This window comes from Plantactinospora soyae, from assembly GCF_014874095.1.
Taxonomy (GTDB): Bacteria; Actinomycetota; Actinomycetes; order Mycobacteriales; family Micromonosporaceae; genus Plantactinospora; species Plantactinospora soyae.
Window position 1 is genome coordinate 9533955 of record NZ_JADBEB010000001.1, and the last position, 16903, is coordinate 9550857.

General features: G+C 70.5%; 8 protein-coding genes. 4 read left to right on the forward strand and 4 right to left on the reverse strand.

Translation table 11 applies throughout. The annotated features are described in order from the left end of the window. Window positions 1-17 precede the first annotated feature (17 nt). The gene (locus H4W31_RS41595; protein ID WP_192771604.1) at window positions 18-1445 is read left to right on the forward strand and encodes a hypothetical protein; all 1428 of its coding nucleotides are present in this window, start codon (window positions 18-20) and stop codon (window positions 1443-1445) included. Between the two features lie 158 nt (window positions 1446-1603). Here the strand turns inward: H4W31_RS41595 and H4W31_RS41600 are convergent, their stop codons facing one another. After that, entirely contained in the window at window positions 1604-2314 is a 711-nt protein-coding gene (locus tag H4W31_RS41600) for a hypothetical protein (RefSeq protein WP_192771605.1), read from the reverse strand. Between the two features lie 39 nt (window positions 2315-2353). Here H4W31_RS41600 and H4W31_RS41605 point away from each other — a divergent pair, with 39 nt between their 5' ends. Beyond that, on the forward strand, window positions 2354-3013 hold the full coding sequence (locus H4W31_RS41605; protein ID WP_192771606.1) for a TetR/AcrR family transcriptional regulator: 660 nt from the start codon (window positions 2354-2356) through the stop codon (window positions 3011-3013). On the opposite strand, the gene H4W31_RS41610 is transcribed toward H4W31_RS41605, so the two are convergent. Together H4W31_RS41610 and H4W31_RS41615 are read right to left on the reverse strand one after the other, a co-directional pair. After that, window positions 2991-6383, reverse strand: a complete 3393-nt coding sequence (locus tag H4W31_RS41610; RefSeq protein WP_192771607.1) for an ATP-binding protein — start codon at window positions 6381-6383, stop codon at window positions 2991-2993. The two genes, H4W31_RS41605 and H4W31_RS41610, sit on opposite strands and share 23 nt — an antisense overlap. Next, entirely contained in the window at window positions 6380-7006 is a 627-nt protein-coding gene (locus tag H4W31_RS41615) for a hypothetical protein (protein WP_225945947.1), read from the reverse strand. The genes H4W31_RS41610 and H4W31_RS41615 overlap by 4 nt, the downstream gene beginning before the upstream one ends. A 429-nt stretch (window positions 7007-7435) precedes the next feature. Here H4W31_RS41615 and H4W31_RS41620 point away from each other — a divergent pair, with 429 nt between their 5' ends. Both H4W31_RS41620 and H4W31_RS41625 read left to right on the forward strand, forming a co-directional pair. Then, complete coding sequence (locus H4W31_RS41620) at window positions 7436-7765, forward strand: CU044_2847 family protein (RefSeq protein WP_192771609.1); 330 nt, start codon at window positions 7436-7438, stop codon at window positions 7763-7765. A 15-nt stretch (window positions 7766-7780) separates the two neighbouring features. Next, window positions 7781-11839 carry a trypsin-like peptidase domain-containing protein gene (locus tag H4W31_RS41625; protein ID WP_192771610.1) on the forward strand — a complete coding sequence of 1353 codons (4059 nt, stop codon included), beginning with the start codon at window positions 7781-7783 and terminating at the stop codon, window positions 11837-11839. Window positions 11840-11907: 68 nt separating this feature from the next. Here the strand turns inward: H4W31_RS41625 and H4W31_RS41630 are convergent, their stop codons facing one another. Beyond that, window positions 11908-16896 (reverse strand): carbohydrate-binding protein, encoded by a 4989-nt coding sequence (locus H4W31_RS41630; protein WP_192771611.1) that lies wholly within the window; start codon window positions 16894-16896, stop codon window positions 11908-11910. Window positions 16897-16903: the final 7 nt, after the last annotated feature.

Here is a 16903-nt window from a genome sequence, read left to right on the forward strand (position 1 = left end):
TCAGGAGGTTCGTACACATGCGACTGCCAGACCCCGGTCGTGCCTCCGCAGATCCTGGCCCACGCCGTCGGGCCTTCGCCGTGTTCGCCGCCCTCGTGGTGTTCGGCGGCCTGGTCGGGGTCACACAGGTCTCCAATGCGGAGGCCCAGCAGGCCGCCCCGACGTGCCGGCCCACCCCGCCCCCGGCATCCACCGGCACCCCCGACGGTGACGCCGCGACGCCGGGCGGAACGACGCCGTCCGCGTCCGCGGAGGAGTGCGAGGAGCAGGACGGTCGCGAGGAGGCGACGGGGACCCCCACCCCGCAGGCGACCGCCTCCAGCGCTGGCCTGGCCACGCTCGGCGACAACTGCGACAAGAGCGAGCTTTCGCCGCACACCGGCTTCCAGGAGGGCAACCGGTGCGTGTCGACCGCCTTCGGTGAGGTGGGCGCCGCAGAGCAGAACCCGACGCTGCTGATCGCGCAGGCGCCGCAGCGGGTCCGAGCGGGAGAGCCGTTCCGGATCGTCGTGAGCACCCGCAACCTCGTCCGGGACCGGTTCCTGCCCGCCGGGCAGGGTGGCTACTACCGGGAGACGTCCCTGCTCAACGACGAGGGCCTGGTACGCGGCCACTTCCACACCGCGTGCCGGATGCTCACCAACACCCGGGAGGCGGCCGAACCGGCTCCGGTCCCGGCGTTCTTCGTTGCGACGGAGGACGGCAGCGGCGGTGACGAGCCCGATTCGGTGATCGTCCAGGTGCCGGGCCTGCCCGAAGGTCTCGCGCAGTGCTCGGCGTGGGCCGGTGACGGTTCACACCGGATCCCGATGATGCAGCGCGCCAATCAGATCCCCGCGCTCGACTCCGTCCGGATCCAGGTCCAGCCCGCCGCCGAGCAGCCACCGGCCGACGAGCCCGACGGCGAGGAGCCACCGGCCGACAACCCGGGCGACAACGAACCGCCCGCCGACAACCCCGGTAACGAGGAACCGCCCGCCAACCAGCCCGGCGGCAACGAACCCCCGGCCAACCAGCCCGGTGGCAACCAGCCCCCGGCCAACCAGCCTGGCGGCAACCAGCCCCCGGCCAACCAGCCCGGTGGCAACCAGCCCCCCGCCAACCAGCCCGAAGACGACTCCCCCGGGCAGGAGCCGGACCAGGCCGAGCAGCCGGGCAACGAGCAGGCATCCGGCGGGCAGAAGCCGACTCCGGCGAAGACCGGGAACGGAACGGCCCGTCCGGCACCCGCGGCCAGCGAGCCGACGCCCGACCGGTCGGCGGCGAACGAATCGACCGTCGCCGCAGGCCCGCCGGCCCGTGACACCGCCGCCGGAGGTTCGGGCGGTGGGTTGGCGCTCACCGGCGCGAACACGATGGCCGTCATCGGTGTCGGCGTGGCGTTGTTCATCGCCGGAATGGCGCTCATCTACCTGACCCGTCGGCGCCGGGCGGTACGGCGCTGACCCTTCACCGCGCAAGCGGTACGGCGGGTGCGGCCCTCCTCTGCTGGGCCACGGAGTTGATCCGTGGCTCCCGGATGGGGGGCCGCACCCGCTGCTGTAGGGATGGCATCGGAATGGGATGCTCGGCAGCCGGGCGGCCGGAACCGGAAGCCCCTCGGTTACCCGACATTCCTTGACTGGACACCTGGTGTCAGGCGGGTCAGGGCGACGCCGTAGGCGACGATCCACCCGACCCAGATCAGCCAGCCGACGAGCCCGAGCAGACCGACCGGTCCGGGGTCGCCGATGACCAGCGGGCTCAGCACGGCCGAGCCGAGTTGGAGAACGGCGGCCAGCAGGCCGATCCCACTGAGCCAGGGGCGGATCAGGCCGGCACGCCGACCGCTGACGGAGAGCCCCGTCATGGCCAGTGCCAGGAAGGTGCCGTTGAAGACGAACAGCGCGTTGTGCAGTGCCCAGAGTCCCGCGATCGCGCTGCTGTCCGGCGCGGTCGTAGAGGCGAGCGCGAGCCGGGTGGCCAGGACGCCGGTGAAGGTGATGTTCTGCAGGATCACCCCGGCGAATCCGACGAGGGACCAGGCCGTGCCCTGCTCTCGGTCGGATCGCCAGAGCACGGATACCGCGCCGGCGCCGAAGATGGTGGCCAGTACCCAGGCGATCGGTGCGAGTGCTGACGCGAGGCCGACGGTGTCCTTCCGGGTGCTGAAGAACTGGACGACGTCGCTGGTCTCCGCACCGAGATGGGGCAGGCCGGCCGGTACCAGCAGAGCGTTGACGGAGACGATCAGGATGGCGAAGCCGAGTCCGGCGAGGCCGGCGATCCGGGAGAACGTCCAGGTACTCCACTCGACGCCGGAGTTACGAAGCATATATTCAATATAATGTGTGGAAAGTCAAAGGGGCAAGCCATGAGTGCCGAGACAGGCAGGCGCAGGTACGACTCGCTGCGCCGCGCCGCCCAGGCGGCAGAGACCCGGGGCGAGATCGCCAGCGCCGCCCGTCGGCTGTTCGTCGCCCAGGGCTGGGCGGCCACGACGGTACGAGACGTGGCGCGCGAGGCCGGGGTCTCGGTGCCGACCGTCTACGCGACGTACGGAAACAAGACCGGGCTGACCCGGGCCCTGGCCGAAGCGGCCGACCTCGCCGCCGATCCATCGCGGACGCTGGCCGATCTGGAGGGTGCCGAGAACGATTCCGAAGGACAGCTCGCGGCGATGGCCGCCTACGACCGACGCCTCTTCGAGCGCGCCGGCGACGTCATCACCCTCGTACGCGAGGCGGGCCGTACCGAACCGGCGCTCGCCGCCATCTACCGCGAAGGCCGCCAGCGGGCCGACGAGACCAGGATCGGGGTGTTCTCGGCCTGGCCAGCCGGCCTGCTCCGGGAGGGACTGGACATCGCGAAGGCCGTCGACATCTACGCGGCGATCTGCAACATCGACGTCTACACCACGCTCACCGACGAACGCGGCTGGCAACCCGAGCACGTCGAACGCTGGTGGACCGAGGCGCTGATCCGTGAACTGCTGAACCGAGGTGGCCCGACTACCGTTCCGGCGTCGCAGTAGCCGCGCGGTGGACGACTTCCTCGGTCGTCAGCGGGCTCCGTGGATGGTGGCTCAGGCACATCGGCGCCTGCATCTTGACGAACCGGGCGCCTTCGACCCCGGCGTAGAACTGCCCGGTCCGCATCTTGCCGACATCGGAGATATCGGCGCCCTTCGCCCTGGCCACGTCCCGGGCCGCCTCGATCTGGACCGGCGCGGTCAGCAGGCCGAAGAGTTGGCTGGCGGCGTTGCCGGGGATCTGGTTGTGCAGCGCCTTCGGCGCCTGGGTGGCGAAGACCAGGCCCAGCCCGTACTTGCGGGCCTGCGAGGTCAGAGCCAGAGTGCTCTCCGTGCAGGCGGTGACGGCGCCGGACGGGGCCAGGGTCTGGGCCTCGTCCATCACGAAGAGTCCACCGAGTGGCCGGTCGCCGGCCGGATGACGCTTGATCCAGGTGAACAGGGCGAGTTGCAACTGGTTGACGAAGCTCTGCCGTTGGTGGCCTTCGGACAACCCGACGAAACTGATCACCGACACCCGGGCTCGCCGGCCCGGCTCCGGGGTGAGCAGTACACCGGGATCGACGGGCGTACCGGCGCCGCCGAACAGCGGATCGTTGATCAGCGCCGCCTTGAGCAGCTGCGCCATGCCGGCCGCCAGCTTCGGGGCGCCGTCGAGCTGGCTCACCCCCTCCGGCAGGTCATTCAGCACTTCGGCGAACTCGCGCAGGTCGTGGGCGCCGGTCCGGGCGTAGCTGATCAGCGCCTCGCGCAGCACGGCCCGACCGAGCCGCGCCTTGTCCGTACCGCCGTCCACCCGGGCGTGCGGGGCGAGCGTGGCAACGGCGGCGTTCACCGCTGCGGTGAACCCGTCCGGGTCGTCGAGTACGTCGGCGAACCTGGGCAGCGGCTGGAAGGTCAGCGGCCGGCCACCCTGCCGTCCTGGCGTCCAGATCACCACGTCCGTCTCGGACAGGTACGTCGCTGCCAGGTCGGCGTCGTCCGGCCCCCACCCGTTCGGCGGTGCCGGCCACGCCTCGCCGAGCCGGGCCAGGTCGTTGTTCGGGTCGAGGACGATGGCGGAGACGCCGCGCAGGGCGCATTCCTCGACCAGCCGGCGGATCAGGACGGTCTTGCCGGAGCCGGAGCCGGCGAAAATGACCGTGTGGCGGCGCAGCGATTCGAGATCGATCCGTACCGGATCGGGTCGCCCGGCGACCGTTCCGAGCACCACACGCTCAGGGTCGATCCCGGCGACCGGCTCGGCACCGCGGGTCGGGGCCCGGTCGTCGGCTCGACGCGACTCGACGAGGCCCACCGGTTCGGACGTCGGCTCAGCGGGCCCGGCCGCGGATCCATCGGACCGTGGCGTTGCCGGGACCGATGCCCGCCCGACCGCCCGGACGGGCGGAGACACCGGCGGCTCGGCCTCTGGTCGCGATGCCTGCTCCGCCATCGGCTGCGGTTCCGGTAGCGGCTGCGGTCCGGGATCCAGCGGCGCGACCGGTGGTTGCGGTGGCACCGTGGCTTCAGGCTGCCAGCCGCCCAACGCTTCCCGCAGGCAGGCGATGTCCGACGCCGGCCGCCGGTCGGCGAACCACGGCCGCAGAGTCTCCAACCCATAGTTCCGGATGAGCTGCTCAAGGGCGGTCAACCGGCTGATGTCCGCGGCGGGGAAGAGGATCGTCCGGCCGCCGGCCCGCGCGAAGGCGTCCAGCAGTTCGCGGGTACGGGCACCGGCCGACCACTGTGTGCTGCGCAGCAGGAAGAGCCTGCGCTTGGCGATTCCCTCGGTCAGCCCGGCGGTGGTGATGGCGTTGCGGATCCGGTTGAGCGCGGCGATGTGGTGCGGGGCGGAGATCGCTCGGAACGACCAGTGCTCCTCGTCCTCACTCTCCTCGTCGAGGCTGTGTCGCAACCGGGCGTGCAGGGCCGGTTTCCCGCCGGCAGGAAGTGGATCGAGGCTGAACGCGTCGGCGGAACCACCCTGTGCGGCTATCCACGCGGTCAGGCCGGCCTGGAGCAGCACCGGAACCCTCGCGTCCTCGGACTGCTGGCGTACGGCCGGCTCGGGATCGGCTCCGGCGATCAACTCCGCGTACCGGATGTCGATCTTGCCGAACTCGTCCAGCTGACTCCTGGGTTGCGGCGTCCGGACCGCCGGGGCTTCTTCGCCAACGGTGTTCACCTGGTCGTCGGCCGAGTGCAGCAGGTGCGTGAGCTCCCGTACCTCGCCGGCCGCCAGACAGGCCCGGACGTGGGTGTCGATCCGGCGCAGCAGCTCACGCGGGGTGAACCCGACGACCTCGTCGAACGCGGAGGGGTGGATGGGCCACGTCGGATACGCGGGCCGGAAGCCGAGCTCGTCGAAGACCATCGCGAAGCGCTTCTCGACCAGCTCCCGCCCCACCTCGGTGGAGGGGATCTCCTTGAGCCAGACGGCTTCCCGGAACCGGTCCTGGACCGTGTCGGTGGCCTGCTCCTTAACGTTCTGCCAGGTCTGCGGCAGGCAGGAGACGACCGAGAGCGATCGCCGGGTGGTCTCGCGCAACGACATCAGGCCACTGGCGATCTGCTCCAGCAGCAACGACGTCTGCCAGTCGGTCTCCCCCCTGACGTCGCGATTGGTCGACTTCACGGACTGGGCGACCATCAGATCGATCTGGTCGACCGCGATCACCGTCGGGCCGACCATGGCCAGCAACCGGGACGTGTCCCGGACCACCTCCTGGGGCGCCCGCTTGTTGCGCCGTACGCCCCAGCCTGCCCGCATGCCGGGCTCCTCCTCGTCGCTGGAACAGAGGAAGTCGTAGCCGATGTCCTGCAGGGCGGAGGATTCGGCCGCGTAGAGGACCAGCGCCCGGGCGGTGTCCTGGCATTCGGTGCCGATCTGCCGGTTCGTCTTACGAATCAGGTCGACGAAGGCGTCGAGCGCGGACCGGCTGAGCTCGGTGTCCCCGATGACCGCCCGGCGTACCGCCCGCTGGGCGCCGACCAGGTCGGCCAGGCGGCGCAGGAACGTACGCAGTTGTGTCGTCCCGTCCGGCATCGGCCTGGCGAAGTCCGCCAGCATCGACATCGCGGTGCTGCGCCAGAACGCGCTGGCCTCCAGCAGGCTGACCAGGAAGAAGAAGCCGCCGCCCAGTTGCACCTCATGGCGTACCACGCCGAGCAGGTGCGTCTTGCCGGTGCCACGCTGACCGAGGATGGCGACGCCCACCGGGCTGGAGTCGGCGCTGCGGTCCGCCTCCGCGACACTGTCCAGCACCGTCCTGGCGATGTCGCGATGGAGGCCCTCGACGTGGAACGGCGTCGGTTTCCACACGTCGTCCGGGGTCGGAGCCCAGTTGAACCGCAGCGCGGCCAGGGCCCGCCGCTCCTCCTCGGCCATCATGACGAGATGGCGAGAAGGTGCTTGTCCTGGTTGCCGATGCTCACTGCGGCGGCGCGCTCCTCCGGTCTGAGTACCTTCTGGTTCGACTCGGGAACCAGGTGGACGTCCCGTTCCCGGTTGAGCCGGATCAGGGCGGCGTCAACCTCCGTACGGGACAGGTCGTCGAGCGCGGAGCGCAGGTCGGAGAGCATGACGTAGTCACCCGGCTTGGCGGCCAGCTCCTGGTACGCCCGCCGTACCAGGATGGCCGGGTCGGCCTCCTGGCCCGCCGGTGGGTCGGTGACCGTCGACGGCGCGGCGGCGAGCGCCGAGATGACGTCGCCACCGTTGATCTGCAACCGGAACAGGTCGTCGGCCCGTACGCCCGAATGGTCGATCAGCCGACGCAGGAAGTCCAGTGCGACGTAGAGCGTGCCACCGGCGCTGCCCGCACTCTTCGGTGTCTCCGCCCCCAACTCCTCGGCTGCCCGGCGCCATCCGTCGTCGGTCAGGGCCAGGGTGATCGGTTTCTCGGTGACGTCGATCAGTTCGAGGGACACCAGTTTGCGGCGATGCTCGGCCTTCAGGCCAATTCCGGCAATATTGGTGAAGTAGGTCTGCGGCAGTGGGGTTGCCTTGATCATTAGCGTGACGAGAATGCACCGCTCAACGAGCGAAAGTTCCTTTTCCGGCATGCGGATGCTCCTCTGTGGCACGAGCTTTCACCACGTCCACGGTGATGATCAAAGGCTCGGGGTGGCCGGTGATCCAGGTCTGGCAACGGGGTGGCCCCGCGCACGGGCCGATTCTGCCGAGGCCGCCCGACAAGCGCAAGGTCAAGTATCCGGCTGCAGATAACCGACAGCGTCGACTGAGTGGATCTTCAGTAGTGCAGCGTGGACGGTGTGACTGAAACACCTGTTCGGGGCGGTGGCGAGTGATCATGTATCCGACCGTTGCCAAATAACGAAGGCAAGAGGCAGCATGACTAGTCGACGAGAGGCCGGTCGGCATTGTCGACGCGCTGACCCTCTCGTTTCGCCCTTTCGCCGGACCAACCACGGAGGTGACCGGTGCAGTCTGAGGTGGTCCGCTACCAGGTCGACGACAAGACGGTCGCGCTGATCGAGGTCCAACCGCTCGCCGGCTTTCAGCCCGCCGGAGTCGGCGATGTCGCCGGCTGGGTGCGGGAATCCGCCGCGCCGGCGGTCGCCGCCGCGCGAGAGTTGTTGGAGCAGGTGAAGGCCGTCTCCCCGGATGCCGTCGAGGTGAAGTTCGGAATCAAGGCGACCGGAACGGCGAATTGGGTGGTCGCCAAGGCGGCGACCGAGGGCAACTTCGAAGTCACTCTCCACTGGCATCCGAACGGATCCTCGGAGCGCGACACCGGGTCGCGGCATTGACGGACGGAGTGGCCGGTGACAGCCGTCCCTGACGACAGCCCGTGGGCCGTCGCCCTCCACAGGGGAGGGAGCCAGGACGCGCCGGTCGGTACCGGCATCGTCATCGACACGAACCTCGTCCTCACCTGTCACCACGTGGCCTGCACTCCCGACGGGAACCTGCACGAGGATCTGTGGGTCGCCTTCCCGCTCGCATCGAAGGTCAACTACTTCGATCGGCGCAGGGTTCGGCAATGCCTGCACGACGGTAAGCGGGCGGCCCACGTCGACCTGGTCGTACTCGAACTCGTCGAGCCGGTGCCGGCCTCCGTCGCTCCGGCGAGGCTCCGCTGCCTGCAACCCAGGCCGCTGCTCGGCCGTCCCTTCTGGGCGTACGGGTTCCCGGCCGGAATCATCGGCGGAACCCCCGTCACCGGCACCTTCACCGAGATCGGTGGCTGGGGACACGTCATGATCAATAGCGGCACCGGCGGTACGTTGAGCAAGGGGTTCAGCGGCGGCGCCGTCTGGTCGCCGGAATACCAGGCGGTGATCGGGGTCGTCGTCTCCGCCGATGCCCAGGGCAAGGGTCAGGCCGTGACGCTGCACTACGCCGACGAACAGCTCCCGGAGATGAAGCTGGGGACACTGTCCGCATGGCGGGCCGAGGACGCCGACGACACCGCCCTGTCCGCCTGGGGTTGGGCCCTCAGCGCCGACGGTGAGGCCGGTCGCCACTGGCTGCCCCGGGCCCGTGGCGTCGCGGTCGACACCGAAGGCGGCGCCCGGTTCCGTGGCCGGACCGCGGCCCTGCGGCGGATCGTCGACTGGATCGACGGGCCGGCGACGGTCGCCCGGCCACTGGTCGTCACCGGATCGCCCGGGGTGGGGAAGTCCGCCGCCCTCGGCCGGATCGTCACCACCGCGGACCGGCAGATCCGCGCGACCCTACCTGGCAGCGACGTCGCCGTCCGGGCCTCGATCGGCTCGGTCTCGTGCGCGGTACACGCGAAGGGCAAGACCGCCATCGAGGTGGCGACGGAGATCGCCCGCGCGGTCGCCGTCGACCTGCCCGGCACACCGGCCGACCTGATGCCGGCGGTACGCGAACGGCTGAGCCGCCGGCCCACCCGGTTCGCCCTGATCATCGACGCGCTCGACGAGACGGCGGACCCGGGGCAGGCCAGGGTGGTCGTCAACGACATCCTGCTGCCACTGGCCCGCGAGTGCGGCCAGTACGGGGTCCGGGTGGTGGTCGGCACCCGTCGCTCGGACGACCGGGGCGATCTGATCGCCTGCCTCGGTGACGACGCCGAGCTGATCGACCTGGACACGCCGGAGTACTTCGCCGAACCCGATCTCGCCAACTACGCACAGGCGACCCTGCAACTGCTCGGTGCCGAGCGGCCCGCCAACCCGTACGCCGACGCCAGCACGGCCGCACCACTCGCCCGCCGGATAGCCGCCCTGGCGAAGGGGAACTTCCTCGTCGCCGGCCTCGTCGCGCGGGCACACGCGTTGCGGGACACCGGACCCGTCGACCCGGCATCCGTGTCGTTCACCGCCACCGTCGCACACGCGCTGGACGCCTACCTCTCCGGCCTGCCGACGGCGGGCTCGACCCCTGCCAGGCTGGCGCTCACCGCCCTGGCGTACGCCGAGACACCGGGACTGCCGCTGTCCCTGTGGCAGACCGCGGTAGCGGCCCTCGGCGGTACGGTCACCGAGGCGGAACTTGGCGGCTTCGCCCGTACCTCGGCGGCCAACTTCCTGGTCGAGACGGGTGGCGGCGCGCAGCCCGCGTACCGGTTGTTCCACCAGGCTCTCAACGACGCGTTGCTCGCGGACCGCGACGTCCGGGCGTCCCGCCGCGACGACCAGCGCCGGCTCGTCTCCGCCTGGGCCGGCCCGGCCGGTGCCAACGGTTGGGCGGACGCCCCCGACTACCTGCTGCGGTCGCTGCCACAGCACGCCGTCCGGGCCGGGCTCGTCGAACGGCTGCTCGCCGACGAGGACTACCTGCTGCACGCGCACCTGGACCGGTTGCTCACGGTCGTCGACGCGGAGCAGGCGCCGATGGCGCCGCTGCCGGATGCCCGAGCGAGGCTGCTCCAGCGCACCCCGCTGGCGGTGGCGGCGGAACCGGCCGAGCGAGCCGCACTCTTCTCGGTCGTCGATCGCCTCGACCACCTCGGCAGCGGAATCGTGGCCGGCGCGGCACCGTACCGTGCCCGATGGGCGCATACTCCGCCCCGGCAGGAACGCAGCGTGCTGGACGGGCACTCACAGGCCGTCTACGACGTCGCCGCTGTCGAGATCGACAATCGACGGTTGCTCGCCTCCGTCGGCGACGACGGCACCGTCCGACTCTGGGATCCGCTGACCAATCAGGCCGAGCAGGTCTTCACCTGCCACGACGACACGATCCGCGGAGTGTGCGCCATCCGGACCGGTGGCGGCGAGGTGCTGATCGCCACCGCCAGCCACGACGGCACGATCGGCCTGTGGGATCCGCGAACCGGCCACCGCCGGCACGAACTACGTGGGCACGGCGACTGGGTACGGAACGTCTGCGCCGTTCCCCTTCCCGGTGGTGACCTGCTCGCGTCGGCCGGAGACGACCGGACGGTGCGGGTGTGGGATCCGGTCACCGGAGCTGCCCGGTACGAGTTGACCGGGCACGCCGGCTGGGTGACGGCGGTGACGTACGTGCCGGCCGGTGACCGCCATCTCCTGGCGTCCACCGGATACGACGGCACGATCCGGATCTGGGAGCCGACCGCCGGAAGTGTGCCGACGCTGGTTCTCGCCGGCCACACCGGATGGGTCACCACCCTGTACGCGGTCCACGCGCCCGGCGGCACCCTGCTCGCCTCGGCGGGCTACGACGGCACGGTGCGGCTGTGGAATCCACTGACCGGTCAGCCTGTTCAGGTCCTCGACACCGGCGGGCCGGTGACCGATCTCTGCACGGTCGACACGGACGAGGGTTGCCTGCTGGTGTCCACCGGTGAGGACGGCCTCATCCGGTTGTGGGAGGTGCCGACCTGGAAACAGCGACCGAGCCTGCGCGGACATGCGAGCTGGATCCGGGCGGTGTGCGAGCTACGGACGGCGAAGGACCGGATGCTGGCTACCGCCGGGGACGACGGCACGGTCCGGTTGTGGGATCCGGCCGGCGGCCAGCCGGACACGGTCGCCGACCAGGACAGGCTCGGATCGGTGCGCGCGATCTGCCGGATCCCGGGCGAGCGGCCGGTACTTGCCGCCTCGGGCGACGTCGACGGCCAGGTGCGACTCTGGGACGCCCACACCGGCGAGCGGCTGCTGGAGTTCGCCACGCCGGGGGGCGCCGTCAACGCGATGTGCGCGGTCGCGGACGACGAGGAACCCCTGGTCCTCACGGCCCAGGATGACAACGTGGTCGGATCGTGGGACGCCCGGGACGGTTCGCTGGTACGGGAGATGAGCGATCACCACGATCGGGTCACGGCGGTCTGCCCGATCGTCGTGAACGGTGAGACGTTGATCGCCTCTGCCGGCGACGACCAGACCATCCGGCTGTGGCACCCGCACACCGGCGGCGTACGCGCGGTTCTGCTCGGGCACGTCACCCGTACCTGGGTCACCGCGCTGGCCACGGTCAGTTGGCCGGGTTTCGAGACGCTCGCCTCGGCGGACGAGAGTGGCACCGTGATGCTGTGGGGTGGTGGTGATACCCCGCTCTGGGCCCAGCAGGGCCACCAGGATGCCGTGACCGCGCTCTGCGGTGTCACGGTCGCCGGCCGCCCGGCGCTGCTGTCGGCCAGCGCCGACCACACGATCCGGATGTGGGACGCCGAGCAGGGCCAGCCGGTCCGATGGTTCACCGGGCACTCTGCCGCGGTGACCGGGCTGAGCCTGGTACGGGTCGGCGGTCGGGACCTGTTCGCGTCGACGAGCCGGGACCGTACGGTGCGGATCTGGGATCCGATGAGCGGTCGACTGGTGCTCACGATCCCCGTCTACCATCCGGCGCTGGCGTGCTGCGTAGTCGGCGACACTCTGGTGGTGGGTCTGGACCAGGGCTTGCTGGCGCTCGCGATCACCGATTGACCCGGATCAGGACAGCTGGCGCCGGCCCGGGACTGTTCGGTCCCGGGCCGGTCGTCGCGTGCCGTCCGTTACTTGATCAACTTCCACGGGCCGTTGGCGCCGCCCGGCGTCTGGTTCCGGGTGTACCACCTGGCCTCGTACACGTGGCCCTGGTACGTCGCTCGGTCGCCGGCGTCGTACACAGTGGTGGGTGTCCAGGCGGCCGGGCTACCGTCCGGCGGCGGCGGGGCGATCTCCGCCCACGGGCCGTTCGGATCGCCCGGTGCCTGGTTGCGGGTGTACCAGCGGGCGCGGAACCTCTTGCCGTCGTCCATCACGATGTCGCCGGCGTTGAAGATCCGGGACGCCGTCCAGATCGGAACTCCGTCCTCGGTCATGGCCAGTTCCTGCCACGGGCCGTTCGGATCACCCGGCTTCTGGTTCTTCGCGTACCAGGAGGCCTGGTAGATCCGGCCCTGATAGCCGACCCTGTCGCCGTCCCGGTACGCCGTCGAGGCGCTCCAGGCCGGCGGCAGCTTCACCGTCACGGTGCCGGTGCCCTGCGCCGGGTCCAGGTACTCGCTGCCGGAGAACGACGCGGTGAGCGCGTGGTCGCCGGGTGCGAGTCCCACCGGCAGGGTGAACGTCGCGGTGTCGCCAGAGAGCGTGGTCGAGCCGCGCATCGTGCCGCCCTCGCGCAGTTCCACGGTGCCCGACACCGGCGCGGTGCCGGCCCCGACCTTGACCGTCACCTTCGCCGCCGTACCCCAGTCGGTCGCGGCCGAGGTGACGGTCACCGTCGGCGCCCCCTTCGCGGTACGGAACACGGCCGGCGCGGCCACGGCGACGCCGTCGTCGGCGCTGCGTGCCGAGACGATCCAGGCGTACGACGTACCCGGCCGCAGGCCGGACCAGTTCACCGTGGCGGTGCCGTCGGCGGTCACCTCGTCCGTCCCGATCACGCCGGACGGCACGTACGCGGCCAGCGAGTCGGTGGAGAACGAGGTCTTCCGGGTGGTGATGTCGACCGGCAGGGTCAGGTTGTCCTCCGCGCCGTTGTACCGGGGCGTGGTCTGGCTGCCGTCGGCCCGGATGTCGTACTCGGTCGCCCCGAAGTTCTCCAGCAGCGGCGAGTACGTGTCGATGTGCATCTCGGCGCGGTCCACGTCGAACTGCATCAGGCGCAGGAAGCTCGCCCCGAACTGCAACCGGTCGGTGGACTTGTGATCCGGTTTGCCGTCCCGGTCGAGGTCGATGTTCCCGGCCGCGTCGACCAGATCGGGCCAGAGTTCGTCGGCGCGCACCGTGTAGAACTGGTAGTCCGCCAGCAGTTCGACCACGTCGTGGGTCACGGTCACGCCGACCTTCGTCTTCAGGTTGGTGCCGACGCCGTGCTCGTGCCCGGCGAGGACCAGGAAGACGTTCGGGTTGTTCTCGACGACCAGCTTGTACAGGGGCGAGCCGTCGGGTGCGGAGAAGGCCGCGCCCCGACCATCGGGGTTGGTCGACGGCTTCAGGTAGTCGTGGGAGAGCAGGATCCCGTTGCGGTCCTTGTACCGCTTGAAGACCGAGTCGGCCCAGCGGGCCTCGTCCGGCGTGACCCCGTACGACAGGCCGACCGCGACGAACTCCAGTCCGCCGGCGGAGAAGAGCACGTAGTTGTTCTGGTTGTCCTTGCCGGGCGTGACACTGCCGTCGGCGTTGGTCACCTCGTCCCAGGCGTGGTACTCGGCGCCCGCCGGCCATGCTCCGGCCACCCGGTAGTACCGGTCGGCGCCGAAGGTCCGGCTGAACCGGGAGTCCGGGCCGGTCTCGGCACCGAGCTGGTTGTCGTGGTTGCCGGCGATGACCTGGTTCACCACGCCCTTGTCGTCGAGGATCCGCTGGTAGCTCGAGGCGCGTTCGAACTCCCGCTCGACCTGCTCGTTCAGGCCGGGCCGCTGCAACGAGCCGTCCGGGTTCTTCGCGAGCGGGTCGTAGTAGTCGTTCTCGATGACGTCACCGGTGTGCGCGGTGTACGCGATCTTGCGACCTCCCGCGTTGTCGGCGATCCACTGGGTCTGCTCGCGGTACGCCGCGGTGAAGATCGCCTGCTCCTCCACCGTCTGGATGTCCGAGGGCTCCGCCCGGCCGTCGAAGTCGTCGTACGTGCCGCCGGCCGCGCCCTCGCTCAGGTACTGGGTGTCAGTGAAGTGCGCGAGCGCGAAGTCGTACGAGGCCGGGTCCTCGAACCGGTCCTTGTCGTTCTGCGCCGACGAGTCGCGCGGGGACAGGTCGTCGGCGAACGGGTCCTCGCCGGTGACCAGTACGTGAACGGTGCCGCCGCCGCGATGTTCCGGGGTCAGCGGTGCGGTGAGCACGGTGCTCTGTCCGGCCTGGCCACGGGAACTGGTCAACATGACCCACTTCTTGGCCGCCGGATCCCAGACCCGCAGTGCCACCACCCGCTTCGGGTCGGCGCTGCCCTCCCAACGCAGGATCGGCGTCTCGGTGGTGGCGCCGAGCTTCACGTCGTACCGCTGGAAGACCACGTCCCGGCTGGACGGGGTGTCGATGGTCCGGCCGTCGAGCGGGCGCAGCGAGCCGACGTCGACGCCCTTGTCGTGCGCGACGTCGAGCGTGGTCGGCACGGCGGACGCCTCGCCCTGGTAGCCCGCGGTCGGGATCACCACGTCCGCCTTGGTGAAGGTGGCTGTCAGCGGTAACCCGTCCGCGCTGGGGATCGTGGCCGAGAGCGTGGCCGAGGGCGAGTGCCCGCCGGTGACGGCCGCGCCCAGCCCGGTCGGGACGTCCGGGATGCTCGCACTGGTGAACCGCACCTCGCGGGTGGCCGTGTTGCCGAGCGTGTCGGTCGCCGTCACCGCGATGGTGTGGCTGCCGGCGGGCAGGCCGTGGCCGATCTGGTCGCCCTGGGCGACCGCCTTGCCGTCCAGGGTGATGGCGGGTGTCCCGGCCACCCCGGTGGCGTCGGAGACCTTGATGTCCAGCGCGACGGTCGCGGTCAGCCGCTGGCCCGGCGCCGGAACGCTGCTCTCGACCACCGGCGCGCTGTTGTCGACGGTGAAGTGCCGGGTCGAGGTCTTGTCGCCGACGGTCGCCTTGATCGTGTGCGGGCCGTCCGCGATCGCCGTCGTGTCGACGTCGGCCCGCTTGCCCAGCGCCCGGAGCGCGGAGCCGTCCTCGGCGGTGACGTCGAACAGGACGGTCTTGTCCAGGGCGGCGTTGTGGCTGCTGCCGCAGGTACCGTCGCCGACGTGGACGGTGACCGGCGAACCCACCGGGTAGCTGGTCGAGCCGATGGTGACGGTGCTACCCGCGATCATCCTGGTCAGCTGAGTCGCCTTGCCGGCGACCGGGGCGAGCTGGAAGTCGCGCAGGGTGAAGTCGTCGTAGTTGTCGCAGCCACCCGGCTTGTCGCCGCCGTGGTCGCTGCCGGCGACGAACTCCAGGACGTTGACGCCGGGGACGAGCCACTCGTTCGGGAAGGCGACGTCGGCGGTCTCCTTCTCCCAGACGCCGAGGTCCAGCGGAATGCCGTTGACCAGTACCTTGTTGTCGAAGCCGTTGTCGGCGCCGTTGCCACCGACGAAGACCTTCAGATGTGCGTCACCGCCGCTGCCCAGGGTGTCGATGGTACGGGTGGTCGGCGCACCGTCGATGGTGAAGTGGAACTCGGCCTCGGAGTTTGCGCCGCACGTCCCGTCGCCGAGCGCGAGCGACGCGTCGGTGGTCTCCGCCTTCGTCACCGTCCCGCCGGCGGTGGTGACCAGGTACGTGGTGCCGGGAGTGACGGTCCCCGGTGTGCTCAGCGCCAGGCTCACCGCGCTGCGGGTGAGCCGGAAGTCGTCGTGGTTCGGGCAGGTCGCGCCGTTGGCGGTGCCGTTGTAGTCGCCGGTCTTGACCTCGACGACGTTGTCCCCGGGCCGGAGGAACCGGGTCGGGAAATTGAGGCTGACGTTCTCCGCCGCGCTCACGGCGTAGTCGCCGCCGAACTCGACCCGGTTCCCGTTAACCAGTACGTAGTTGTGGTACTTCGCCTCGACCGAGTTGCCCGCCTCGACGGTCAGGCCGAGGGTCGCGGTTCCGGCGGCGAGCGTCTCCGCGTTCTGGGCGGGCCGGTCGTCGATGGCCAGCGACTCGACGCTCTCCTCGCTGCCGTTCGGCAGCGCGGCGATCACCGGTCGGGTACCCCGGACGAGCGCGCCGTCGGCCGGAGTCAGCTTCGCCGCCCCGGGAGCGGCGTTGTTGACCTCGACGGCGATGCTCTGCTTCGCGCCCGACCTGGTGGTCGCGGCGATGGTGTGCCGGCCGTTGCCGAGCTTGGTGGTGTCGAGGCCGGTGGTCAGCCCGGCCGTGCCGCCGGGCTCACCGGAAACGACGAAGGTGAGACTCTGGGTCAGCAGGTTCCGGCCACTGCCGCAGGTGCCGTCGCCGAAGTTGTAGCTGAACAGATTCTGCTCACCGTCGGCGACGACGCCGAGCAGGCTGAGGTTGATGCTGCTCAGCGGGAAGTCGTCGTAGTTGGGGCACCGGCCGCCCTCACCGAACGGCAGTTGCTCGTAGCCGATCGCGCTGGTGTTGGTCGTGTCGACCCAGGCCGCGCCCGCGTGCACGGTGACGGTGTTCACCCCGGAGCGCAGCCGGTCTCCGGGGAAGGCCAGGCTGCCGCTGTTCCCGCCGGGAATGGTGGGAAAGTAGATCCGGTCCGCCTCGGCGGTGTGGTCGTTGACCGTGAGGTAGTTGCGGTAGCGGGCCTCGGTGCCGTTGCCGCCCATGTCGAAGCCGAAGCGCGCGGTGCCGGCGGTTGTATCGGCATCGATCGGATCCCCGTCGACGGTGAGACTCTGTACCGAGTCGTCCTCGCTGGTCGGCTCGGCGGTGACGGTGACGGTGCCCTCGATGGTCTGCCCGTCGCTCAGGTTGAGGATCGGTGCTCCGGCCGCGGCCGGCGGCGGGGGCTCCTCCGCCACCGCCGCCGGCGGAACGAGCGCCGGCCCGGTCGCGGCGACGAATGCGACGACGAGTACGGGCCAGAGCGCGCGCAGGCGTCTGGCGCCCACCCGCGGTTGGTACGTCATGACGGGG